21 protein-coding genes are annotated in these 23,137 nt (G+C 72.1%); 10 read left to right on the top strand and 11 right to left on the bottom strand.

Annotated elements, in window-relative coordinates; all coding sequences use genetic code 11:
- The first annotated feature begins 35 nt into the window (after positions 1–35).
- The 3 genes from ACZ7LK_RS09995 (at position 36) to ACZ7LK_RS09985 (ending at position 3,270) form a co-directional block, all read left to right on the top strand.
- Positions 36–1,748, top strand: coding sequence for a sensor histidine kinase (locus ACZ7LK_RS09995; RefSeq protein WP_469463619.1), 1,713 nt, complete (start codon positions 36–38; stop codon positions 1,746–1,748).
- Positions 1,745–2,473: a response regulator gene (locus ACZ7LK_RS09990; protein WP_469463618.1), complete on the top strand. Its 729-nt coding sequence runs from the start codon at positions 1,745–1,747 to the stop codon at positions 2,471–2,473. The genes ACZ7LK_RS09995 and ACZ7LK_RS09990 overlap by 4 nt, the downstream gene beginning before the upstream one ends.
- A 110-nt stretch (positions 2,474–2,583) precedes the next feature.
- Positions 2,584–3,270: a helix-turn-helix domain-containing protein gene (locus tag ACZ7LK_RS09985; RefSeq protein WP_392271950.1), complete on the top strand. Its 687-nt coding sequence runs from the start codon at positions 2,584–2,586 to the stop codon at positions 3,268–3,270.
- 48 nt (positions 3,271–3,318) lie between these two features.
- Here ACZ7LK_RS09985 and ACZ7LK_RS09980 read toward each other — a convergent pair whose 3' ends face one another.
- Positions 3,319–3,738, bottom strand: coding sequence for a hypothetical protein (locus ACZ7LK_RS09980; RefSeq protein ID WP_469463617.1), 420 nt, complete (start codon positions 3,736–3,738; stop codon positions 3,319–3,321).
- A 197-nt stretch (positions 3,739–3,935) separates the two neighbouring features.
- Positions 3,936–4,961: an ATP-dependent 6-phosphofructokinase gene (locus ACZ7LK_RS09975; RefSeq protein ID WP_392271952.1), complete on the bottom strand. Its 1,026-nt coding sequence runs from the start codon at positions 4,959–4,961 to the stop codon at positions 3,936–3,938.
- A 326-nt stretch (positions 4,962–5,287) separates the two neighbouring features.
- On the opposite strand from ACZ7LK_RS09975, the gene pta reads away from it, so the two are divergent.
- From pta to ACZ7LK_RS09955, 4 genes are all read left to right on the top strand, one after another.
- A complete protein-coding gene (gene pta, locus ACZ7LK_RS09970; RefSeq protein ID WP_471139410.1) occupies positions 5,288–7,396 on the top strand; it encodes a phosphate acetyltransferase in 2,109 nt (702 codons plus the stop codon).
- Positions 7,397–7,425: 29 nt separating this feature from the next.
- Positions 7,426–8,655: an acetate kinase gene (locus ACZ7LK_RS09965; RefSeq protein WP_469463614.1), complete on the top strand. Its 1,230-nt coding sequence runs from the start codon at positions 7,426–7,428 to the stop codon at positions 8,653–8,655.
- A gap of 87 nt (positions 8,656–8,742) precedes the next feature.
- Positions 8,743–10,173, top strand: a complete 1,431-nt coding sequence (gene pyk / locus ACZ7LK_RS09960) for a pyruvate kinase (protein WP_392271955.1) — start codon at positions 8,743–8,745, stop codon at positions 10,171–10,173.
- A 151-nt stretch (positions 10,174–10,324) separates the two neighbouring features.
- The gene (locus tag ACZ7LK_RS09955; RefSeq protein WP_471139407.1) at positions 10,325–10,819 is read left to right on the top strand and encodes a hypothetical protein; all 495 of its coding nucleotides are present in this window, start codon (positions 10,325–10,327) and stop codon (positions 10,817–10,819) included.
- Positions 10,820–10,968: 149 nt separating this feature from the next.
- Here ACZ7LK_RS09955 and ACZ7LK_RS09950 read toward each other — a convergent pair whose 3' ends face one another.
- The 4 genes from ACZ7LK_RS09950 to ACZ7LK_RS09935 form a co-directional block, all read right to left on the bottom strand.
- Positions 10,969–12,279 carry a hypothetical protein gene (locus ACZ7LK_RS09950; RefSeq protein WP_471139405.1) on the bottom strand — a complete coding sequence of 437 codons (1,311 nt, stop codon included), beginning with the start codon at positions 12,277–12,279 and terminating at the stop codon, positions 10,969–10,971.
- Positions 12,269–12,802: a DUF6114 domain-containing protein gene (locus ACZ7LK_RS09945; protein ID WP_471139402.1), complete on the bottom strand. Its 534-nt coding sequence runs from the start codon at positions 12,800–12,802 to the stop codon at positions 12,269–12,271. Before ACZ7LK_RS09945 ends, ACZ7LK_RS09950 begins: the two co-directional genes overlap by 11 nt.
- A gap of 94 nt (positions 12,803–12,896) precedes the next feature.
- Positions 12,897–13,562 (bottom strand): DUF6230 family protein, encoded by a 666-nt coding sequence (locus tag ACZ7LK_RS09940; RefSeq protein WP_471139399.1) that lies wholly within the window; start codon positions 13,560–13,562, stop codon positions 12,897–12,899.
- A gap of 587 nt (positions 13,563–14,149) precedes the next feature.
- On the bottom strand, positions 14,150–15,118 hold the full coding sequence (locus tag ACZ7LK_RS09935; protein ID WP_392271960.1) for a tetratricopeptide repeat protein: 969 nt from the start codon (positions 15,116–15,118) through the stop codon (positions 14,150–14,152).
- A gap of 294 nt (positions 15,119–15,412) precedes the next feature.
- Between ACZ7LK_RS09935 and ACZ7LK_RS09930 the strand changes: the two genes are divergently transcribed.
- The gene (locus tag ACZ7LK_RS09930; RefSeq protein ID WP_392271961.1) at positions 15,413–16,039 is read left to right on the top strand and encodes a TetR/AcrR family transcriptional regulator; all 627 of its coding nucleotides are present in this window, start codon (positions 15,413–15,415) and stop codon (positions 16,037–16,039) included.
- A gap of 25 nt (positions 16,040–16,064) precedes the next feature.
- Here the strand turns inward: ACZ7LK_RS09930 and ACZ7LK_RS09925 are convergent, their stop codons facing one another.
- A complete protein-coding gene (locus tag ACZ7LK_RS09925; RefSeq protein WP_471139584.1) occupies positions 16,065–16,556 on the bottom strand; it encodes a GNAT family N-acetyltransferase in 492 nt (163 codons plus the stop codon).
- A gap of 62 nt (positions 16,557–16,618) precedes the next feature.
- On the opposite strand from ACZ7LK_RS09925, the gene ACZ7LK_RS09920 reads away from it, so the two are divergent.
- Positions 16,619–17,080: a MarR family transcriptional regulator gene (locus tag ACZ7LK_RS09920; protein WP_392271962.1), complete on the top strand. Its 462-nt coding sequence runs from the start codon at positions 16,619–16,621 to the stop codon at positions 17,078–17,080.
- Between the two features lie 93 nt (positions 17,081–17,173).
- Here ACZ7LK_RS09920 and ACZ7LK_RS09915 read toward each other — a convergent pair whose 3' ends face one another.
- From ACZ7LK_RS09915 to ACZ7LK_RS09905, 3 genes are all read right to left on the bottom strand, one after another.
- Positions 17,174–18,874 carry an acyl-CoA mutase large subunit family protein gene (locus tag ACZ7LK_RS09915; protein ID WP_392271963.1) on the bottom strand — a complete coding sequence of 567 codons (1,701 nt, stop codon included), beginning with the start codon at positions 18,872–18,874 and terminating at the stop codon, positions 17,174–17,176.
- A gap of 83 nt (positions 18,875–18,957) precedes the next feature.
- Complete coding sequence (locus tag ACZ7LK_RS09910; RefSeq protein WP_469463611.1) at positions 18,958–19,290, bottom strand: DUF3817 domain-containing protein; 333 nt, start codon at positions 19,288–19,290, stop codon at positions 18,958–18,960.
- Between the two features lie 52 nt (positions 19,291–19,342).
- Positions 19,343–19,852, bottom strand: a complete 510-nt coding sequence (locus ACZ7LK_RS09905; protein WP_392271965.1) for a MarR family winged helix-turn-helix transcriptional regulator — start codon at positions 19,850–19,852, stop codon at positions 19,343–19,345.
- A gap of 159 nt (positions 19,853–20,011) precedes the next feature.
- Here ACZ7LK_RS09905 and ACZ7LK_RS09900 point away from each other — a divergent pair, with 159 nt between their 5' ends.
- Positions 20,012–21,049 carry a glycoside hydrolase family 6 protein gene (locus ACZ7LK_RS09900; RefSeq protein ID WP_471139393.1) on the top strand — a complete coding sequence of 346 codons (1,038 nt, stop codon included), beginning with the start codon at positions 20,012–20,014 and terminating at the stop codon, positions 21,047–21,049.
- Between the two features lie 116 nt (positions 21,050–21,165).
- Here ACZ7LK_RS09900 and glxA read toward each other — a convergent pair whose 3' ends face one another.
- On the bottom strand, positions 21,166–23,136 hold the full coding sequence (gene glxA, locus ACZ7LK_RS09895) for a radical copper oxidase GlxA (protein WP_392271967.1): 1,971 nt from the start codon (positions 23,134–23,136) through the stop codon (positions 21,166–21,168).
- Position 23,137: the final 1 nt, after the last annotated feature.

Here is a 23,137-nt window from a genome sequence, read left to right as displayed (position 1 = left end):
TCGTTCACACGTTTTCGGACAGGCGGACCTCGCTCATGCGCTTCTCGCACACCCGTCCCCGCAGCCTCGCCGGCCAGCTCTTCGCGATGCAGGTCGTGCTGGTGGCCGCGGTCGTGGCGGGGTGCGCGCTCTTCGCGTACGCCGACGACCGCGGCCAGGCCGAGGAGACCGCACGGCGGCAGACCACCGCGACGGCGACGGCGGTCGCCCGCGCCCCCACGGTCGTGGAGGCCGCCCGGTCCCACGACCCGACCGCCCGGCTCCAGCCGTACGCCGCCTCCCTCGTCGGGGAGCCCGGCGTCACCTTCGTGACGATCATGGCGCCGGACGGCACGCGCTGGACGCACCCCGAGCCGGACCGGATCGGCAGGAAGTACCTGGGACACATCGACGCCGCCCGGCGCGGCGACACGTACTCCGAGACCTATGTGGGGACGCTGGGGCGCTCGGTGCGGACGGTGGCCCCGGTGTACGACCGGGGCGAGGTCGTCGCCCTCGTCAGCGCGGGCATCACCGTCGACCGGATCAGCGAGCAGCTCCAGGGCCAGGTCACCGCGCTGCTCGGGATGGCCGGCGCGGCGCTGGCGCTGGGCGGCGCGGGGACGTACGTGGTCAACGCCCGCCTCCGGCGGCACACGCACGGCATGAACGCCGCCGAGCTGAGCCGGATGCACGACTACCACGAGGCCGCGCTGCACGCGGTGCGCGAGGGCCTGGTGATGCTGGACGGGGAGCGGCGGATCGCGCTGATCAACGACGGGGCGCGGGAGCTGCTGGGCCTGGGGCCCGGGGTGGTGGGCACGCCGGCCGACCGGCTCGGCCTGCCGCCGTCGCTCACCGGCGCGCTGCTGTCCGGCGGGACGCGGGTGGACGAGCTGCACCTGACGGCCGATCGCGTGCTGGTGGTGTCCACCCGGCCGGTGGTCGGCGGGGAGCGGCGGGGAACGATGGTGACACTGCGGGACCACACCGAGTTGCAGGCCCTGTCCGGCGAGCTGGACTCGGAGCGCGGCTTCACGCAGGCGCTGCGCTCGCAGGCGCACGAGGCGGCCAACCGGCTGCACACGGTGGTGTCGCTGATCGAATTGGGGCGGGTGGAGGAGGCCGTGGGCTTCGCGACGGCGGAGCTGGAGCTGGCCCAGACGCTGACCGACCGGGTGGTCGACGCGGTCGGCGAACCCGTGCTGGCGGCCCTGCTGCTGGGCAAGGCCGCCCAGGCGAGCGAGCGGGGCGTGGAGCTGGTGCTGACGGAGGACAGCCGGATCGACGACGGTGTCCTGCCGCCCGCGCTCCCGGCGCGCGACCTGGTGACCATGCTGGGCAACCTGATCGACAACGCCCTGGAGGCGACCCGGGGGACGCCCGCCGCGCGGGTCACGGTCACCGCGCGGACGGACGACGGTGAACTGCTGCTGCGGGTCGCCGACTCGGGCCCGGGCGTCGGCGCGGACGACCACGAGGCCGTCTTCCGGCGCGGATGGTCCACCCACGGCCCGGGGCGGGGCCTGGGCCTGGCGCTCGTGCGGCAGGCGGCCCACCGGGCACGCGGCACCGTCGCCCTGGACGACGCCCCCGACGGCGGCGCGCGCTTCACGGTCCGGCTCCCGCTGCCGCCCGCGGCCGCCCGGGCCGGGGTCACGCGGGGCGCCGGTGAGCCGGGCGCGGTCGCCGCGGACGCGGGCGGGCCGGGCGCGGTCGGCGCCGCGGGGAGCGAGCGGCCGGTCCGGGCCGGCGAGGTGCCGTCATGACCGGGCCTGCGCCGATCCGGGTCCTGGTCGTCGAGGACGATCCCGTCGCGGCGGACGCGCACGCGCTGTACGCGGGCCGGGTGGCGGGCTTCACCGTGGTCGGGGTGGCGCACTCGCGCGCCGCCGCCGTCCGGCTGCTGGAGCGGACGCCGGTCGACCTGATCCTCCTCGACCTGTACCTGCCGGACGGTCACGGCCTGCACCTGCTGCGATCGCTGCGCGCCTCCGGCCACCACGCCGACGTCATCGCGGTCACCTCCGCCCGCGACCTGGCCGTCGTGCGCGAGGGCGTCTCGCTCGGCGTCGTCCAGTACGTGCTGAAGCCCTTCACCTTCGCGACCCTGCGCGACCGGCTCGTCCGGTACGCCGAGTTCCGCGCGGCCGCCGGCGAGGCGTCCGGCCAGGACGAGGTCGACCGGGCCCTCGCCGCCCTCCGCACCCCCCAGCCCGCCGCCCTCCCCAAGGGCCTCAGCGCCCCGACCCTCGCCGCCGTCACCCGTACCCTCCGCGAGGCGGACACCGGGCTCACGGCCGCCGGGGCCGCCGCGGCCGTCGGCATCTCCCGCATCACCGCCCGCCGGTATCTGGAGCACCTCGTCACCGCGGGCCGGGCGGAGCGCAGTCCGCAGTACGGACAGGTGGGCCGCCCGGAACTCCGGTACCGCTGGGTCCCCTCCGGGGCCGGAACGGGGCCCGGGGAGGGAACCGGGGCCGGAGCAGGGTAAATTACCGACAGGTAGGGCAGTAGCGGGCGCATCTGGACGTTCCTACGACATTTGGCCTTGGGTGAACCGACCGTAGCCAAAAGTGACCCTCTGCTCCTACGGTGTGCCGCGTGCACCCCTCTCCCCCGTCCCCACCGTTCAACGCCATCGCCGCGCGCCGACTGCGTGAGGCGCTGGGAATGGCTCCCGCCCATGTCGCCTACGGCCTGCGCGCCCAGTACGGCCTCGGCGTCCCGCCCGAGACGGTCATCGCCTGGGAGCGCGGCGCGGCGGCGCCCGACCCGCGGGAGCTGACCGCCCTCGCCGGCGTCCTGTGGTGTTCGCCCGGCGAGCTGCTGGCCGCCGCCACCACCCTGCGCGAGCACCGCCTGGCTCGGGCCCTCGCGCCCGAGGACCTCGCCCGCCGGGTCGGTCTGGACACCAAGGCGTACCTGCGTATGGAGGAGTCCGGCCGGTGGCGCGGCAATGAGCGTCAGACGGCGGCACTGGCCGACGCGCTCGCCCTCGGGCCGCGCGAGCTGATCACGGCCACGGGCCGGGACGAGGAGCTCGCGGACCTGCTGCGGAGTGCGGCGACCACGCGGTGGCAGGCGTATGTGAAACCGGCGGCGAAGCTGCTGCCCATGGACCGCCACCACCTGGAAGACGTCCTCCAGCAGCTCCACGCCGACTACCAGTCGCGGATGGTGGCGACCAATAGCTGGGGCTCCGACGTGACCGGCGACAGCGGCGGCGAGGCCGGCCGGGAGTACCTGGCGCGGGTCGTCGAGCACTTCTGGGAGCTGGCCCGTCTCTGACGGCCGCCGGGCTCCCGGCGCCGGCTCCCGCCCCCGGCGCGCCGGCCGTCACGGACGCCGCGGCACGCCCACCGCCCCGGACGGCACCGCTCCGGATGCCGCCGCCCCGGCCGCCGCCACCTCGGCCGACGTCGCCGCCCCGGCGCGGGGCGTCCCGGTGGCGGGCGCCCCGGTGGCAGGTGCCCCGCTGCCCGGCGCCCTTCCGGGTGCGGTCGTCGCGGGACTCGCCGTGCCGGGGACGGTCGTCGCGGGGGCGTCCGGGCGATAGGGATCGGCGTCCCCGCCCCGTACGAACGTCACGACCGTGACGGCGGCGACCACCAGCGCGGCACCGGCGACCACCGGTACGGCCGCCCGCCGCCACCGCGGCTCCGCGGGGCCGTCGGGCCCGCCCTCCGGCGCCCCTCCGGGCACCGCGCCGAACCCGGCCGCCCGCTCCCGGGGAGCGGGAGGTTCCTCGTCGGTCATGCGGCGCCGCCCTCCCTCGCCGGCCGCCCACCCGGACCCGGTGGGGCATGTCCCGGACAAGCGCAAGCCTCGCCGAAGCGGCGGCCCGGCTCAAGAGGGCAGGACGCGCCGGCCGCGAAACGGCGTACGCACGGGGAAGGGCCCACTCACGGGGGACGGCATCCGCCCGGGGGCGGCGTCCGCGCGGCCCCCGGGCGTCAGAAGACGGACTCCGCCTCGTACATCCGGTTGTGCGGCACCGTCTTCAGCCGGGTGACCGCGTCCGCGAGCGGCACCATCACCACGTCGGTCCCGCGCAGCGCCGTCATGTTGCCGAACTCCCCGCGGTGCGCGGCCTCCACCGCGTGCCAGCCGAAACGGGTGGCGAGGACCCGGTCGTACGCCGTCGGCACGCCGCCCCGCTGCACATGGCCGAGGATGACCGGCCGGGCCTCCTTGCCGAGCCGCTGCTCCAGCTCGGCGGCGAGCCGGTTGCCGATTCCCTGGAACCGCTCGTGGCCGAACTGGTCGATCGCGCCCTTCTCGTACTCCATCGAGCCCTCGGCCGGGTGCGCGCCCTCGGCGACGCAGACGACGGCGAACTTCTTGCCGCGCGCGAAGCGTTCCTCGACCATCTTCACCAGGTCGTCGACCTCGAAGGGCCGCTCGGGCAGGCAGATGCCGTGCGCGCCGCCCGCCATGCCGGACTCCAGGGCGATCCACCCGGCGTGCCGTCCCATCACCTCGACCACCATCACCCGTTGGTGGGACTCGGCAGTGGTCTTCAGACGGTCTATGGCCTCCGTGGCCACCGTCACGGCCGTGTCGAAGCCGAAGGTCCGGTCGGTCGAGGAGATGTCGTTGTCGATGGTCTTCGGCACGCCGACCACCGGCATCCCGGCGTCCGCCAGCATCCGGGCGGCGGTCAGCGTGCCCTCGCCGCCGATGGGGATGAGAACGTCGATGCCGTACCGCTTCTGGATCTCCTCGCAGTTCTCGGCCGCCTCGCGCAGCCGGGCACGCTCCAGGCGGGCCGAACCGAGGATGGTGCCGCCGCGGGCGAGGATGCCGCTGACCGCGTTGAGGTCGAGGGGCCGGTAGTGGCCGTCGAGCAGACCCTTGAAGCCGTCCTCGAAGCCGATCACCTCGTCGCCGTGGCCGGTCATGGCACGGTGCACGACCGACCGGATCACTGCGTTCAGGCCGGGGCAGTCGCCGCCTGCGGTGAGAACTCCGATGCGCATCGTGCCGTGTCTCCTGCTCAGTAGTGGTACGGGTGAGCCTTACCGAATTGTCCCACGCCGGGTGTCCCGTCCGTGCTCACGGCGCCCGCGCCGAAGGGCCGTCACAGCCGCCCCGGCCCCGCCCCGGCCCCGCCCCGGCCCTGCTCCGGCCCTGCTCCGCCACCGCCCGAGCGCGGGCTCCACGACCCGGGTTCCCCCGTCCCGGCGGGCCAGACGCCCGGGGGGCGCCCTACCCAGCGCCAGAGGTATTGTCAAGAGGGTATGGCCGCCCCAACGGGGTTTTTTGTTCGCCCATTCATTCGACTTCAGGGGACAGGAGAGCTTGCGTGGCGCGCAGCGTGTACGTGACCGGGATCGACCGCGGGGACGGCCGGCAGGTCGTGGAGCTGGGAGTCATGGAGCTCCTGACTCGCCAGGTGGACCGGGTGGGGGTGTTCCGGCCGCTGGTGCACGACGGTCCCGACCGTCTCTTCGACCTGCTGCGGGTGCGCTACCGGCTGTCCCAGGACCCGGCCACCGTCTACGGCATGGACTACCAGGAGGCGGCCGCGCTCCAGGCCGAGAAGGGCACGGATGAGCTGGTCGCGCAGCTCGTCGAGCGCTTCCACCGGGTGGCCCGCGACTACGAGGTCGTGCTGGTGCTCGGCACCGACTTCCACGCCACCCAGCTCCCCGAGGAACTGGCGCTGAACGCGCGGCTCGCCAATGAGTTCGGCGCCTCGGTGATACCCGTCGTCGGCGGCAAGAGCCAGGCCGCCGAGTCCGTCCGCGCCGAGACGCGCAACGCCTTCCGCGCGTACGAGAGCCTCGGCTGCGACATCCTCGCCATGGTGGCCAACCGGGTGGCGCCCGAGGACCGGGACGCCATCGCCGAGCGCCTCGCGGCCCGGCTGCCCGTCCCCTGCTACGTGATCCCCGACGAGCCGGCGCTGTCCGCCCCGACGGTCGCGCAGATCAGCCAGGCGCTGGGCGCCGAGGTGGTGCTGGGCGACGACTCCGGGCTCGCGCGCGACGCCCTGGACTTCGTGTTCGGCGGCGCCATGCTGCCGAACTTCCTCAACGCGCTGACCCCCGGCTGCCTGGTCGTCACCCCCGGCGACCGCGCCGACCTGGTGGTGGGCGCGCTGGCCGCGCACTCGGCCGGGACGCCGCCCATCGCGGGCGTCCTGCTGACCCTGAACGAGCGGCCCAGCCGGGAGATCCTCACCCTCGCCGCGCGGCTGGCGCCCGGCACCCCGGTGATCTCCGTGAGCGGCAACAGCTTCCCGACGGCCGCCGAGCTGTTCTCCCTGGAGGGCAAGCTGAACGCGGCGACGCCCCGCAAGGCCGAGACCGCGCTCGGGCTGTTCGAGCGGTACGTGGAGACCGGTGACCTGCTCAAGCGGATCTCGGTGGCGCGCACCGGCCGGGTGACCCCGATGATGTTCGAGCACGACCTGCTGGAGCAGGCGCGGGCGGACCGGCGCCGGGTGGTGCTGCCGGAGGGCACGGAGGAGCGCGTCCTGCGCGCCGCCGACGTCCTCGTACGCCGGGACGTGTGCGAACTGACCCTGCTCGGTGATGTCGAGGCGATCCGCAAGAAGGCCGCGGACCTGGGCATCGACCTGAAGCACACCCAGCTCATCGACCCGGCGGCCAGCGAGCTGCGCCAGCGGTTCGCGGAGCGGTACGCCGAGTTGCGCGCCCACAAGGGCGTCAGCGTGGAGCTGGCCTACGACGTGGTGTCGGACGTCAACTACTTCGGCACCCTGATGGTGCAGGAGGGCCTGGCGGACGGGATGGTGTCAGGCTCGGTGCACTCCACCGCGGCGACGATCCGCCCCGCCTTCGAGATCATCAAAGCGAAGCCTGCGGGTACCTCCCAGGGCGGAGCCCGAGGGGGAGCGTCGATCGTCTCGTCGGTCTTCTTCATGTGCCTGGCCGACCGGGTTCTGGTGTACGGCGACTGCGCGGTCAACCCGGACCCGAACGCCGAGCAGCTCGCCGACATCGCGGTCCAGTCCGCCGCCACGGCCGCCCGGTTCGGCGTGGAGCCGCGGATCGCGATGCTGTCGTACTCGACGGGCACGTCGGGCTCCGGCGCGGACGTCGACAAGGTGCGCGAGGCGACGAAGCTGGTGCGCGAGGCGCACCCCGAGCTGAAGATCGAGGGCCCGATCCAGTACGACGCGGCGGTCGAGCCGTCCGTCGCGGCGACCAAGCTGCCTGGGTCGGAGGTCGCGGGGCAGGCGACCGTGCTGATCTTCCCGGACCTCAACACCGGCAACAACACATACAAGGCCGTGCAGCGCTCGGCCGGCGCCGTGGCCGTGGGGCCGGTCCTCCAGGGCCTGCGCAAGCCGGTCAACGACCTGTCGCGCGGCGCGCTCGTCAGCGACATCGTGAACACCGTCGCGATCACCGCGATCCAGTCCCAGCCCACCGCGTCCGCATGACCGCCCGTACGGCAGAAGGCACCGAACCCATGAGCAATGCGAGCAACCCGACCCGGGTCCTCGTCCTCAACTCCGGCTCCTCGTCGGTGAAGTACCAGCTCCTCGACATGCGCGACGGCGCGCGGCTGGCCCTCGGGCTGGTCGAGCGGATCGGCGAGGAGACCTCGCGCCTGGTCCACACGCCGCTGGCCGGCGGGGAGTCCGGCAAGCGGGAGCGTACGGCCCCGATCGCCGACCACGAGGCCGCGCTGAAGGCGGTCTCCGAGGAGCTGACGGCGGACGGGCTCGGCCTGGACTCGCCCGAACTGGCGGCGATCGGGCACCGGGTGGTGCACGGCGGGCTGAGGTTCTCGGCGCCCACCGTGATCACGGACGAGGTGATGGCGGAGATCGAGCGGCTGGTCCCGGTGGCCCCGCTGCACAACCCGGCGAACATCACCGGCATCCGCACCGCCCAGGCGCTGCGCCCCGACCTCCCCCAGGTGGCCGTCTTCGACACGGCGTTCCACACCACGATGCCGGAGCACGCGGCGCGGTACGCGATCGACACCGCGACCGCGGACGCGCACCGTATCCGGCGGTACGGCTTCCACGGCACGTCGCACGCGTACGTCGCCCGGCGTACCGCGCGGCTGCTGGGCAAGGAGCCGTCCGAGGTGAACGTGATCGTGCTGCACCTGGGCAACGGCGCCTCGGCCTCGGCGGTGGCCGGGGGCCGGTGCGTGGACACCTCGATGGGCCTGACCCCCTTGGAGGGGCTGGTGATGGGTACCCGATCCGGCGACGTCGATCCGGCGGTCGTTTTCCACCTGGTGCGGGTGGCCGGAATGTCGACCGATGAGATCGATGTCCTGCTGAACAAGAAGAGCGGATTGGTGGGGCTTTGCGGCGACAATGACATGCGGGAGATCCGCCGGCGGATCGAGGAGGGCGACGAGCGGGCGCGGCTCGCGTTCGACATTTACATCCACCGGCTGAAGAAGTACATCGGCGCCTATTACGCCGTGCTCGGCCGGGTGGACGCGGTGGCGTTCACGGCGGGTGTCGGCGAGAACGCGGCCGCGGTGCGGGAAGCTGCGGTGGCGGGCCTGGAGGAGCTGGGCCTGGCGGTGGACGCGGGTCTCAACGAGATCCGCTCCGGTGAGGCGCGGCTGATCTCGCCGGAGTACGCGCGGGTGGCGGTCGCCGTGGTGCCGACGGACGAGGAGCTGGAAATCGCGCAGCAAACCTACTCACTGGTCACTTCGCCGGCCCATTGAGCCCCACGATTGAGCGCCGCTCCGCCCATTTGTACATTCCACCAGACGGAATATTCCGCAGTGAAACAAACCGATAGGATCCGCCTTATGCGCCGTTCCAAAATCGTCTGCACACTGGGCCCCGCCGTCGACTCGTACGAGCAGCTGAAAGCTCTCATCGAGGCCGGTATGAACGTGGCCCGTTTCAACATGAGCCACGGATCCCACACTGAGCACGAGGAGCGGTACCACCGCCTCCGCAAGGCCGCGGAGGACACCGGCCGCGCGGTGGGCGTCCTCGCCGACCTCCAGGGCCCCAAGATCCGTCTGGAAACCTTCGCCGAGGGACCGGTCGAGCTCGTCCGCGGGGACGAGTTCACCATCACCACCGAGGACGTCCCCGGTGACAAGTCCATCTGCGGCACCACCTACAAGGGCCTCCCGGGAGACGTCTCCAAGGGCGACCAGATCCTGATCAACGACGGCAACGTCGAGCTGCGCGTCATCGAGGTCGACGGCCAGCGCGTCAAGTCCATCGTCGTCGAGGGCGGGGTCATCTCCGACCACAAGGGCATCAACCTGCCGGGTGCCGCGGTGAACGTCCCGGCGCTGTCCGAGAAGGACGTCGAGGACCTGCGCTTCGCGCTGCGGATGGGCTGCGACCTGGTCGCCCTGTCCTTCGTGCGCAACGCCGACGACGTCAAGGACGTCCACAAGGTCATGGACGAGGTCGGCATCCGCGTGCCGGTCATCGCCAAGGTGGAGAAGCCGCAGGCCGTCGAGAACATGCAGGACGTCGTGATGGCGTTCGACGGTGTGATGGTGGCCCGCGGCGACCTGGCCGTGGAGTACCCGCTGGAGCGGGTGCCGATGGTGCAGAAGCGCCTCATCGAGATGTGCCGCCGCAACGCCAAGCCGGTGATCGTGGCCACCCAGATGATGGAATCCATGATCACCAACTCGCGCCCCACGCGCGCCGAGGCGTCCGACGTCGCCAACGCGATCCTGGACGGCGCCGACGCGGTCATGCTGTCCGCCGAGTCCTCGGTCGGCGCGTACCCGATCGAGACCGTGAAGACGATGTCGAAGATCGTCACGGCGGCCGAGGAGGAGCTGCTCTCCAAGGGCCTCCAGCCCCTGGTCCCCGGCAAGAAGCCGCGCACCCAGGGCGGCTCGGTCGCCCGCGCGGCCGCCGAGATCGCGGACTTCCTGGACGGCAAGGCCCTCATCGCCTTCACCAAGTCCGGCGACACGGCCCGCCGCCTCTCCCGCTACCGCGCCCAGCAGCCGATCCTCGCCTTCACCACGGAGGCCTCCACCCGCAACCAGCTCGCCCTGAGCTGGGGCGTCGAGTCCTTCGTGGTCCCCCACGTCGACAACACCGACGCGATGGTGGACCTGGTCGACGCCGAGCTGCTGAAGCTCCAGCGCTACAACGCCGGCGACACCATGGTCATCACCGCCGGCTCGCCCCCCGGCGTCCCCGGCACCACCAACATGGTCCGCGTCCACCACCTGGGCGGCGAATCCCGCGCCTGACGCGCCCCCGGCGGAGCCCCCGCAACCGGGGGCTCCGGTCCGGGAATCCGCAGTTCACTCACGTGGGCCGCACCGTCCATGGCCGGACGGCGCGGCCCACGTGCGTACCGGCAGGAGAACATCCGGGTAGCCATGGAAAGGTTCAAGGCCAATGGCGGATGCTGAGCCGCCCGCCGAGCTGCGGGACGCCCTGCGGCTGCTGGAGGAGCACCTCGGCAGGTCCCGGTCCGACGCTTCCGACGGCCATGCCCGATGGGAGCTATACCGGGCGGCCCTCGAATCGGACACGGCTCGGTCGGCCCTGCTGGCCGCCGTCGCCGCCGAACCGGACGGCGCGCTGGCCTCGGGCGTCGTGGGCGAGGCCCTCGAACGGCTCCCCCGCTCCGAGCGGGGCGCCTGGGTCGAGGCCCTCGCACCGGAGGTCCGCGCGTTCGGTGAACGCCGGGCCCGGGAGCTGGCCACCCTGGAGGATCTCCGGTCCGGAGCGGTCGCGGCGGAGCGCGTGCCCGAGATGATCGACGACTGGAGCGACTGGCTCCAGCTCCGTGCCGCCACCGAGGCGGGTGACGGGACGGTGCTGCGAGCCCTGGCCGCCTCGGGCCGCACCAAGCGCATCCGGCGGACGGCGGCCGAGGCACTCGGCTGAGTCCCGTACCGGCCGGGGGCGGCACCCTGTTCACGGGATGCCGCCGCCGGCCCGGGCGGTAGCCCGTGCCCGGCAAGCGCCGAGGGCCTCCCCACCCGTCATGGGTGGGGAGGCCCTCGTGTCGTGCGGCTCCCGGAAAGGCTGTCCGGTCAGTCGGCCTCGATGAAGTTCTTCAGGCCCGGGACCGTGAGGTCGCCGCCGAACTGGCCGGCCTGGGTGACCTTCACGTTGGTGAAGAAGGCGTACGGGACGTTCAGCGGGGGCGGGGTGTCCGGGCTGAAGGTGATCGGGATGAGGCCGAAGAGGTTGCCCTTCAGCTCCTCCGTGTACATGGTCACCGTGCCGCCGGTGATCGTGGAGGTCGATCCGGGGCGCGAGGTGACGTGGCCCGTGTGGCCGTCGGAGTGGACCGTGAGCTGGTGGAGGTCGTCGATGCTGACGGACTCCGCCGTGAACTTCAGGACCTTCTTGATCTTGCCGCTGCCGGTCTTGACCTCGACGATGCCGTGGTAGTCGAGGCCCCGCAGGGTGAGCTTGGTGCTCTCCAGCTTCCACGGGTCGTCGGGCAGCAGCGGGATGCCGGGCTCCAGCTCGGCCGCGGCGAGGGCCTCCGGGTCGGCGGTGGGGCAGGGGAAGCGCGGCTTGGCGCCGTCCGGGATGTCCTCGTCCTTCTTGGGGTCGAGTCCCTTGGCGTCCTCGGGAAGTTCCTCGACCTCGGCGCCGGCCTTGTCGGCCGCGTCCTTGATCGCTTCCTTGGTCTCGTCGACGACGTCGTCGTCCCGCCCGGCCGGCTTCCCGGCGGGCTTCTCGACCGGCTCGGCCGACGGCTCGGCGGGGTCCTCGGCGGACGGCTTCGCGGTGGGCTGCTCGGTGGAGGGCTCCGCCGTGGTGGGGGCGGTGGTCGACGGGGTGGCCGTCGGCTCCTCGTCGGGGCCGTCGAAGACGTCCTTGATCGCGTCGCCGATGCCCAGCGGGTCCAGCGGGTTCCTGGTCTCGGTGGGTTCCGGGCTCGCGGTCGGGGTCGGGGTCGCGGAGGGGGCCGGGCTCGTGGCGGCGGGAGGCTTCGTCGCGCCGGCCTTGGGCTCGGTGGTGTCCGGTTCCCGCGTCTCGCTCGCGGACGGGCTGGGGCCGGGTGCCGGCTCCTTCTCCTCGTCCGTGCCGGCGGAACCGGTCGCGCTCGGCGACGGCGTGGGCGACGGTGAGGCCGACGCGGTGGGCTTCTCGGACTCGGACGGCTCGTCGGAGCGGGTCACGCACGGCCCGGGCGCGAAGGGGATGTCCTTGTCGTCGGCCAGGGCCGCCTTGGGCGCCATCCCGAGACCGACGATCACGGCGGTGGGCATCGCGGCCAGGGCTATCGCCTTGCTCGCGGGCGCCTGGATCTTGGTCAGCAGCGACTTTCTCGGTGCCGCGTGGCGCGGCCCCTTTCTCGTCACCGGCTGGGTTTCGTCACCCCGCACTGTTCCTCCCGCCGTTGGCGTCGACTGTCGTGCCGGTCCCGTACGCGTCCGTGTCGTCCGTACCGCCGTCCAGCGGGGCCGGGTCGTCCGGCACCTCCACCGTCTCGGCGGGCTCGGCCTCCCGCGGCTTCCCGGGCGCCCAGGCGATGGACATCGCGCCACCGGTGAGGGCGAACAGGAATCCGATGAGGAACCCGCCCAGGTTGGCCACCGGGATGGAGATCAGGGCCAGCAGGATCGTGGCGACACCGGCGAACACGCGCACGATGGCCTGGAACCACATGGTCAGACCGAGCGTCATCAGCAGGACGCCGATGATCAGTGATCCGGCGCCCGCCGTGGTCGCCATGGAGAGCGTCATCTGCCCGAGCTTGAGGCTCGCGTACGGGAAGTAGGCGATGGGGAATCCGCCCAGCAGGGTGAAGAGGCCTGCCCAGAACGGGCGGGTCTCCCGCCACTGGCGGAACCGCCTGCGGATGACGCGGAGGTAGTGCTCGTTCTGACCCGGTGACTCGGCGCTCATGAAAAGCTCCCTGGTACTGGCATTGCTATCTATAGAGGGAGACGGGCGGGCACGGTCGCCACGGGCATCCCTGCCCGCCCGCATGTTTCACCGGTCAGTAGCACTCGACGTCGGGGCCGTCGCCCCGGTGCAGACGCATGCTCAGACCGCTCAGCTCGAAGGAGCCGGCGGTGGTCGCCCACGCCTTCTGCTTGACACCGGTCAGAACGGCGCGGTCCGCCTGCTGGGCGAAGCCGTTCTGGTTGATGTTCGTGTCCTTGACGGCGGGACCCTTGCCGATGCGCTCGTCGTCGGTGGCCTTGGCCGCGATGCCGATGTCGATGTTCTCGAACTTGGCGTCGGCGTCGAGGTCGGTGACGTCGAGGTAGAGGTTCTCCGCGACGACCGGCTTCTTCGGGTCCTGACCCGCCGTCAGCTTCAGCGTGATCTTGCCGAAGACCGGGACGTCGGGGGTCACCACGGACTGGCACATCTTGGTGATCGTGGCGTTCTTGAACGTCGAGATGGCGACCGGCCGCGGAACGACCTGGTTGCCCTCCTTGACGTTCGCGTACCCCATGTCGACGCCGCCGTACTGGGCGAAGCCGCGACCGTCGAGGTGGCCGGCCGTCACCTTGAACTCCTGGCCGGACACGGCGAACGACGCCGCGAGCGCACCCTGGGCCAGACCGACGCCTATCGCGGCCGTCGCGGCCACGCTCGGCACCATGACGACGGCGAACCGCTTCCATCTGGTCCCACCGCGAATCTGGGACTTCATAAGTTTCCTCCTTCTCGGACGTACATCTCCGGATGGGCCCAGGGCCCGTCCTGGGATGGGAGAAGTGCTACGTCCTCGGGAAGGAGAGCGCCCGTGGGTCAGGCGCGAGCCGCGTCCGAATCACCGGCGATCACCCCCGAGCGACAACCACTGGCCACGCGTTCGCGCAACCCTGCTTGGACAGGCCCTGCCGGGATGGGCAGGAACCCCCCTGTCCGGAGCCGGCGGCAATGTCGCCGGCCCACTCGGTGGGGATCCGCTCCCGTATACGCGGCTGGTTGCCGGGTGGTACGGGATTGGACCGAGCGTGGCCGATCGTGGTCCATTCACGGCGCCGACACAAGAGGGTTCGTTACTGGCTAGTAACGGGTGGATAACCACGCCACGACGGGGTGATGTCGCCCGGGCACACAGGGTGCTACCGACCGGTTCGACAGAAGGTGATTTCAGCGGCAAAAGCCGGACATAAAGCGGGTGTTGATTTACTGGAAGTAACAGCGGCCGCGTTTACCAAGTTTTGGTAAAGCGCGGCCGCATTTTGTCACCGTGTCGCCAAATCGCCCGTGCTCTGACGGGGGGTCAGTGCGTCAGAACAGCACGCGGGCCAGTGCCGCGCGGGCCCGGGTGACCCGCGGGTCGTCGGGGCCGATCACCTCGAAGAGCTCCAGCAGCCGCACCCGCGCCGTGTCCCGCTCATCGCCCGCCGTGCGGCGCACCGTGTCGACGAGCCGGCCGAAGGCGTCCTCCACGTGGCCACCCACCAGGTCCAGGTCGGCGGCGGCGAGCTGCGCCGGCACGTCGGCCGGGTCGTCCGCCGCGTTCTTGCGGACCAGCTGCGGGTCCATGCCCCGCACCCGGGAGAGCAGCTCCGCCTGGGCGAGGCCCAGCTTGGCCTCGGTGTTGGCCGGGTCGTCGACCAGGACGTTCTTGTACGCCTGGATCGCCCCGCCGAAGTCGTTGGCGTCCAGCGCCTGCACCGCCGCCTCCAGCAGCGCGTCGTACGGGCCGGCCGGCTGCGCCGGGGCCGCGGCGGCGCCGGCCGCGTCCGGTTCGACCGTGATGCCGGTGAGGCCGAACCGCTCCTCGCCCACCCGGATCAGCTCGTCCAGGGTCTGGCGGATCTGCGCCTCGGGCGCCGCCCCCTGGAACAGCGGCAGTGCCTGGCCGGCGACCACCGCGAAAACGGCCGGGATCCCCTGGATCCCGAACTGCTGCATCAGCATCTGGTTGGCGTCGACGTCGATCTTGGCGAGCACGAACCGGCCGTTGTACTCGGCGGCCAGCCGCTCCAGCAGAGGGCCGAGCTGCTTGCACGGCTCGCACCACTCGGCCCAGAAGTCGATGACGACCGGGACCTCGGTGGAGCGCTGGAGGATGTCGCGCTCGAACCCCGCCTCGTCGACATCGATCACCAGGGCCGACGGGGAGACCGCCGCGCCGCCGCCCTCCCGGGCGGCCTGGGCTCGCGCCTGCTCCGCCTTCGCCTTGGCCTCTCCGGCCGCCTTCACCGCGGCGAGGTCGACGACGCCGCTCATGGACATGTTCCTAGGCTGCATGGGTACATCCTCCCCCTTCCGCGCGCGTAACCGGTAAGCCATGGCCGAACCGCGGCCGTCCGCTCGCCCCCCGCCGGAATGCGGGGCGTACGGACGTACGCGATCCGGCTGATGTTTTCGGCACCGGGTCCCCACCCTGGCGCCTGTGGTTGTCGCTCGGGCCGCTCAAAGCCTTTCGCTACGCGTCGTAGCGTAACCCCGATCCGAGCCGTCCGGAGCCCGGGGGGAGCGGTGAACTGCCTCACATGTACGGACCGGTAACACCGGACGTACTCGCCGGTATGGTCGAGCGTCATGTGCAGCAGCTCCACCTCTCCCCGCGGCCGTACCGGTGGTCGCCCCCGCTCGGCGGAGGCCGACGCCGCGATACTCGAGGCGACCCGGGCCGCCCTGGTCGAGCTGGGCTGGTCGAAGCTGACGATGGGCGACGTCGCCGGCCGCGCCGGGGTCGCCAAGACGACGCTCTACCGCCGCTGGGCCGGGAAGAACGAACTGGTCGTCGACGCGGTGGCCGTCCTCTTCGACGAGCTCGAACTGCCTGACCGGGGCAGTCTGCCGGCCGACATCGAGGGCGTGGTGGTGCAGTTCGCCGCCCTGCTGGAGCGGCCCGAGACCAAGACAGCGCTCATGGCCGTCATCGCCGAGTCCACCCGCGACGAGCCGCTGCGCGAGCGGATCCGCACCTCGATCGTGGAGCGGCAGAAGCGCCTCGTCCTGGCGGGCCGGGAGCGCGCCCAGGCCCGTGGCGAGCTCCCCGCGAGCCCGGCGTCGGCCGCCGGGACGGACGACCTGATCTTCGACGTGATCGCGGGGGCCGTGGTCCACCGGGCGCTGGTGAGCGCCGAACCGGTCGACGCGGAGTGGGTCCAGCGCTTCACCGCCCTGCTGCTGGGCGGCCTGGGGGCGGCGGCCCGGACCTGACCGCGGCCCGCGCGGGCGGGCGCCGTCAGAGCGGGCGGTGCATGACGTGCAGGCCCACGTACCCCGCCGAGGGGTGGTGGAAGGCCTCGGGGACCGTGCCGACGATCCGGAACCCGAGCCGCTCGTAGAGCCGTACCGCGTGGACGTTGGTCTCGACGACCGCGTTGAACTGCATGCCCCGGAAGCCCTGCTCCCGTGCCCACGCGATGCTGTGCTCGACGAGGGCCCGGCCCACGCCGCGGCCGCCGTGCGCGGGGTCGGTCATGTAGCTGGCACTGGCGATGTGCGCGCCGTTGCCGGCCTGGTTGCTGTTCATCTTGGCGGTGCCCACCACGGCGCCGGTCGCCTCGTCGACGGCGACGACGGTCCGGTGCGGGGCGGGCAGCATCCACCAGCCGCGCCCCTCCTCCTCGTCCAGGTCCGGCGGGTAGGTGAAGGTGTCCCCGGCGGCGACGATCTCGTGGAAGAACGGCCAGATGGCGGACCAGTCCCCGTCCTCGGCCTTCCGGATGGTGATGCGCATCGGGCCAGCATGCCCGGCCTTGACCTCGAGCGCAGTCGAGTTTCTACGGTTCAGGCATGACGATGATCACGCAGTATTCGACCGAGGAACTGGCCGCCCAGCCCGCCGGGGCGTGGACCGGTCTCGCCCACCGCGCGGTCGTCGGCGCGCTGCGCGCGGCCCTGGCCGAGGAGGACCTCACCCAGCCGCACTGGTGGACGCTGAACCACGTCGCCGGGGCCCCCGGCACCTGGACCCGTCCGGCGCTGACGCGCCGCCTGTCGCGCTACGACGACCAGGACACCGATTTCGACGCGGTGTACGACGACCTCGTGGCCCGCGGCTGGGCGACCGAGTCGCCGGAGGGCGCCTTCACTCTCACCGCCGGGGGCGAGGCCGGCCGGCTCCGCGCCCGGGAGCGCAACGCGCGGGTTCACGCGCGGATGCACGAGGGCATCGGGGCCGAGGAGTACGCGGTCGCGGTGAACGTCCTGCGCCGGCTCGTCGCCAATCTGGGCGGCGACGCCGACTTGCCGTAGCGGCGGTCGCGCGTACGGCGGCCGCGCGGGCCCCCGTACCGGAACCGGTACGGGGGCCGCCGTGCGGGCGCGGACACGACCCGCGGATACGAGCTAGAAGCCCGGCGGCTCGGTGTACGTGCCCCACTCGTCGCGCAGGGCGTCGCAGATCTCGCCGAGCGTGGCCTCGGCGCGGACCGCGTCCAGCATCGGGCCGATCATGTTGGAGCCGTCCCGGGCGGCGGCCAGCATGGCGTCCAGGGAGGTGCGTACCCGCGCCTCGTCCCGCTCGGCCTTCCGCGCGCCGAGCACCTTGACCTGCTCGCGCTCGACCTCGTGGCTGACCCGCAGGATCTCCAGGTCGCCGGTGACGGAGCCGTGGTGGCAGTTGACGCCGACGACCCGCTTGTCGCCCTTCTCCAGCGACTGCTGGTACCGGAAGGCAGACTCCGCGATCTCGCCGGTGAACCAGCCGTCCTCGATGCCGCGCAGGATGCCGGAGGTGATCGGCCCGATGGGGTGCTGCCCGTCGGGGTGGGCGCGCAGCCCGCGCTCCTTTATCCGGTCGAAGATCTTCTCGGCGTCGGCCTCGATGCGGTCGGTGAGCTGCTCGACGTACCAGGAACCGCCCAGCGGGTCGGCGACGTTGGCGACGCCGGTCTCCTCCATCAGCACCTGCTGGGTGCGCAGGGCGATCTCGGCGGCCTGCTCGGAGGGCAGGGCGAGGGTCTCGTCGAGGGCGTTGGTGTGCAGCGAGTTGGTGCCGCCGAGGACGGCCGCGAGGGCTTCCACGGCGGTGCGGACGACGTTGTTGTACGGCTGCTGGGCGGTGAGGGAGACACCGGCGGTCTGGGTGTGGAACCGCAGCCACTGCGCCTTGTCGCTCTTCGCGCCGTAGACCTCCTTCATCCAGCGCGCCCAGATGCGGCGGGCGGCGCGGAACTTGGCGATCTCCTCGAAGAAGTCGACGTGGGCGTCGAAGAAGAAGGACAGGCCGGGGGCGAAGACGTCCACGTCCAGGCCCCGGCTGAGGCCGAGCTCGACGTACCCGAAGCCGTCGGCGAGCGTGTAGGCGAGCTCCTGCGCGGCCGTCGCACCGGCCTCGCGGATGTGGTAGCCGGAGACGGAGAGCGGCTTGTACGCCGGGATGTTCCGGGCGCAGTGCTCCATCAGGTCGCCGATGAGGCGGAGGTGCGGCTCGGGCTGGAAGAGCCACTCCTTCTGGGCGATGTACTCCTTGAAGATGTCCGTCTGGAGGGTGCCGTTGAGGACGCCCGGGTCGACGCCCTGCCGTTCGGCGGCGACGAGGTACATGCAGAAGACGGGGACGGCCGGGCCGCTGATCGTCATCGACGTGGTGACGTCGCCGAGCGGGATGTCCTTGAAGAGGACCTCCATGTCGGCGGCGGAGTCGATGGCGACGCCGCAGTGGCCGACCTCGCCGAGCGAGCGCGGGTCGTCGGAGTCACGGCCCATGAGGGTCGGCATGTCGAAGGCGACGGAGAGCCCGCCGCCGCCGTTGCCGAGGATCATCTTGTAGCGCTCGTTGGTCTGCTCGGCGTTGCCGAAACCCGCGAACTGGCGGATGGTCCAGGTGCGGCCCCGGTAGCCGGTCGGGTACAGGCCGCGGGTGAAGGGGTACTCACCGGGCCAGCCGATCCGCTCGAAGCCGTCGTAGGTGTCACCGGGCCGGGGGCCGTAGACGGGCTCCACGGGGTCGCCGGAGAGCGTGGTGAAGTCGGCGTCGCGCTTGCGGGCGGCGTCGTAACGGGCCTGCCAGCGTCGGCGGCCTTCCTCGATGGCGTCAGCGTCCATGCCTCCGAATTTACTAGGACGTCCTAGTAAATGTCGATGGCCGACCGCCGTGCGCGTGGCGCACGGCGGTCCGGGAGGGGCGGCTACGCCTTGACGGCGACCGGCGCGGCGTCCGCCAGCAGCGGCTCGACGTCCCGCGTGACCTTGCGCTCGACGAAGAAGGCGGCGAAGGGGATGGTGCCGGAGAGCAGGATCCACAGGAGCTTGCCGAACGGCCACTTCGCCTTGGAACCGAGGTCGAAGGCGAAGATCAGATAGATGATGTAGAGGACGCCGTGGGCCTGGGAGACCATGAAGGTCACATCCTCGCCCTTGTCGAACCCGTACTTGAACACCATGCACGTGCAGAGCACGAGCAGCATGACGGCGGTCACATAGGCCATGACCCGGTAGCGGGTCAGCACGCTCCTCTTCATGACAGTGAGCGTAACCGCCCGTTCCGGGCGATCTTCGCGCGGGGACCCCGCCTCACTTCTCCTCGAAGTCGTGCGCCGCGATCCGCAGCGGGCGCAGCATCGCGAAGATCTCGGCGCACTCCTCGGCGTCGTAGGCCCCGAGCCCGAAGTCCATGGCCATCAGGTCCGCCGTCGCCGCCTCGACGACCTCGCGGCCTTTGTCGGTGATGGAGGCGAGGGTGCCGCGCCCGTCGTTGGGGTTGGGGCGCTTGGCCACCAGCCCCGACCTGACCAGCCGGTCGACCGTGTTCGTCACGGACGTGGGGTGCACCATCAGCCGCTCACCGATCTTGGACATCGGCAGCTCGCCCTCCTTGGAGAAGGTGAGCAGCACCAGCGCCTCGTACCGGGCGAAGGTCAGGCCGTAGGGCTTGACCACCGCGTCGACCTCCGCGAGCAGGATCTGGTGCGCGCGCATGATCGAGGTGATCGCGCCCATGGAGGGGACGGGCCCCCAGCGGCGCTCCCAGAGCTCGTCGGCGCGGGCGATGGGGTCGAACGGGAGACTGAGCGGTTTCGGCACGCCGTCGACCATACCGACTGGTCACATGCTGGTCAGCCCCGTCTCGGTGTTCGGTCGCCCGCCACGATGGGACGGTGTCGCAGCCTCGTACCTCTTGCCCGCTATGTCAGGATTGACAGATCCGTCCATCGCGTCGTCAGAGCCATACGAGGGGGCTGGATGTCCGGCCGCAGACCGTTTTGCGAACGCACCGCCCTTCTCGTGGCGGCCGCGTCCGTCACCGCCCTCGCCGCCGCCGGCTGCGCCTCCGGCCCGCGCGGCGAGGGCGGCGGGGAAGCACCCGCCCAGGAGCCGGTCGGCCGCAGCGCGCCGGGCAAGAGCTCGCCGTTCTGGATCGACCCGGCCGGCCCCGCGGTCCGCCAGGTCAAGGTGTACGAGGCCCAGGGCCGCACCGAGGACGCCAAGCTGATGCGGCGGATCTCCGAACGGCCGACCGCCCAGTGGCCCGCCTGGGACGAGCCGGCCGCCGACATCCGCCGGGCCGTGCGCGGCGCGGCCGCCGCCCGCCAGCGGGTCGTCCTCGTCGCGTACAACATCCCCCACCGCGACTGCGGCATGTACTCGAAGGGCGGCGCGGCGAGCGCGGAGGCCTACCGGGAGTGGATCGGCTCGTTCGCCGAGGCCATCGGGAACGCGCCCGCCATCGTCGTCCTGGAGCCGGACGCCGTGCCGCACATGGTGGACGGCTGCACGCCCGACCAGCACCACCCGGAGCGCTACCCGCTGCTCGCCGGGGCGGTCGACCGGCTCAAGCGGCAGCCGAACACCAAGGTGTACCTGGACGCCGGCAACCCGGCCTGGCTCAAGGACCCGGGCAAGCTGGTGGACCCGCTGCGACGGGCCGGTGTCACCAGGGCGGACGGCTTCGCGCTGAACGTCTCGAACTTCCAGACCACCGCGTCGGTCACCGCCTTCGGCACGGAGCTGTCGGCGCTGCTCGGCGGCGCCCACTTCGTCATCGACACCAGCCGCAACGGCGCCGGCCCCTTCCCCGGCGACGGCGAGGAGGCCTGGTGCAACCCGCCGGGGCGGGCGCTCGGCACCCCGCCCACCGAGGACACCGGCGACGAGCGGGTGGACGCCTACCTGTGGATCAAGCGCCCGGGCGAGTCCGACGGCACCTGCCGGGGCGGCCCGGCCGCCGGGACGTGGTGGCCGGAGTACGCCCTGGGCCTGGCGCGCCGCGCCAAGGGCTGACGGGGCCCGGGGCCGGGCGTTGTCCGGCGGGGCCGGGCGTTGTCCGGCGGGGCCGGGCGTTGTCCGGCGGGGCCGGGCGTTGTCCGGCGGGGCCGGGCGTTGTCCGGCGGGGCCGGTCAGGGGGACGTCCGGCCCACCCGGACCCACTTGGCCACCGACGGGCGCCCGTCCTTGTCGACCGCGAAGAGCATGTACCAGCCGGGCGGCACCAGGGTCGGGTCCAGCGGGGCCGTGACCGTGATGGCGTCCTTGCTCCTGGTGAGGCCGAGCGCGATGGAACGCTGCTCCACGTCCGTCGTGTGCGTCACCGCGCTGGGCCGCATCAGCCGGGCCTTGACGATGCGGGCGGCGTCCTTGGTGCGGAAGGTGGCCCGGCCGTTGCGGTCGAGTTCCCCGGGGCCCTCGTCCAGCACCGGCCGGCGGTCGGCGCCCGGTCCGTACAGGTAGGGCGGGGCGAACACCTCCACGCGCTGTTCGAAGGTGCCCAGCTTGGTGTTGTCCTTGTCGTTGAACAGCGGGTCCGAGCCGAACGTCGCCACCCGGCCGTCGGGCAGCAGCAGCGCCTCCGAGTGGTAGTTGCGGCCGACCGTGGGCTCGGCCGCCTCCCGGAAGGAGTCGGTCGCCGGCTCGTAGAACTGCGCCTTGAGGATGTCGCTGCCGCTGCGGCCGCGGTACTTCTCGGAGCCGCCGGTCGTGAAGACGGTGTCGTCCGGCAGGAGCACGCTGCTCAGGTAGCGGGTGCCCTGGGGCAGGGACGCGCCCGTGCGGAACGCCGGCCTGGCGGCCTTGAGGTCGATCAGCGCGGTGCGGGGGGTGGACAGCTCCGACTCGCCGACCCCGCCGCCGCCGAGCACCATCAGCTTCTGGTCCTGGGCGGGCGGCAGCAGCAGGGAGGCGGAGGTTTCGAGCTGGTCGGGGTCGGTGATGTCCCGGATGGGCTGGAAGGTGTTCTTCCGCAGGTCCCACAGGCCGGGTACGCGGCCCTTCTCGGCGGGCCCGTAACCGGCGTTGGAGCCGGTGTAGAAGAGCTTGCCGCCCTGGGTGAGGAAGAGGGCCGGGTAGGTGGGGAAGTAGCGGAAGGGCCCCTTGGTCCACTTCTTCGTCCTCGGGTCGTAGATCTCGTTGTCGCCGGGTACGACGTCCCCCACGTCGTTGAGGCCGGAGACGGCGAGCACCCGGCCGTCCTGGAGGGTCACCAGGGTGGGGTACCAGCGGGCGTCCTTCATGGGGGCGACGGGCACGTACTTCTCGGCCTTCGGGTCGAACTCGTACGCCGCCTTGATGCCCTGGAAGTCCTGCTTCTCCGTGGTGAGCCGCTGGGCGATGCCGTAGACGTTGGCCGCGTCCTTGCCCTTGAGGCCGACGACCCGGTACTGGGCGGCCTGGGTGGTCAGGGCCTTGGGGCCCTCCTTCCTGGCCTCCACGAAGACCCGCGCCTCGGCGGCGGTCACCTTGGTCTCCCAGGGCTTCATCTGGCCACTCGTGAAGTACGAGATCTTGAAGTCGCGCTTGGCCTTGGGGACGGTCACGTCGAACTTCGAGACGTACTCGACGCCCGACGGCGAGCGGAAGACGGTGCCCTTCTTGAGGGTGACGGCCTTGTCGGGGCTCTCGTTCTTGACGCGCATCCCGCCGCCGGCGCGCTTCACCTCGCCGTCCAGGACCTCGTAGCGGGCGGTGCCGCCGGCCACCAGGAGGCGGCCGTCGGGGAGCTGGCTGTGGCCCGCGCAGAAGAAGTCCTCCGGGGTCGGGATCTTCTTGAAGGTGTGGGCGACCGGGTCCCACAGGATGGTCTCGAAGGTGCCCGCGTCGAACTTCTTCTGGTTGTTCCCCGAGCCCGCGATCAGGAGCACCTTGCCGGTGTGGAGCAGGGCCGCGTGGATGGCGTTGAGCCGGTAGGCGCCGGGCACGTCGAGCCGCTGCCAGGAGCCGTAGGCGGCCTTGTACCCGGGCTGGGCGATCTTGTACGCGTGGTACTTCTCCTCGGCGAAGGAGAGCGCGGCCGGCGCGTTCAGGCCCGCGAGCAGAACCACCGCTCCTCCGCCGAGCAGGGTCTTCTTGAGCTTCTTCGACGGCCGGTAGGCCATG

The organism is Streptomyces sp. NPDC039423, assembly GCF_055598725.1.
The sequence above is the reverse complement of the archived record's forward strand: the minus strand, read 5'-3'. Positions and strand labels throughout refer to the sequence as shown.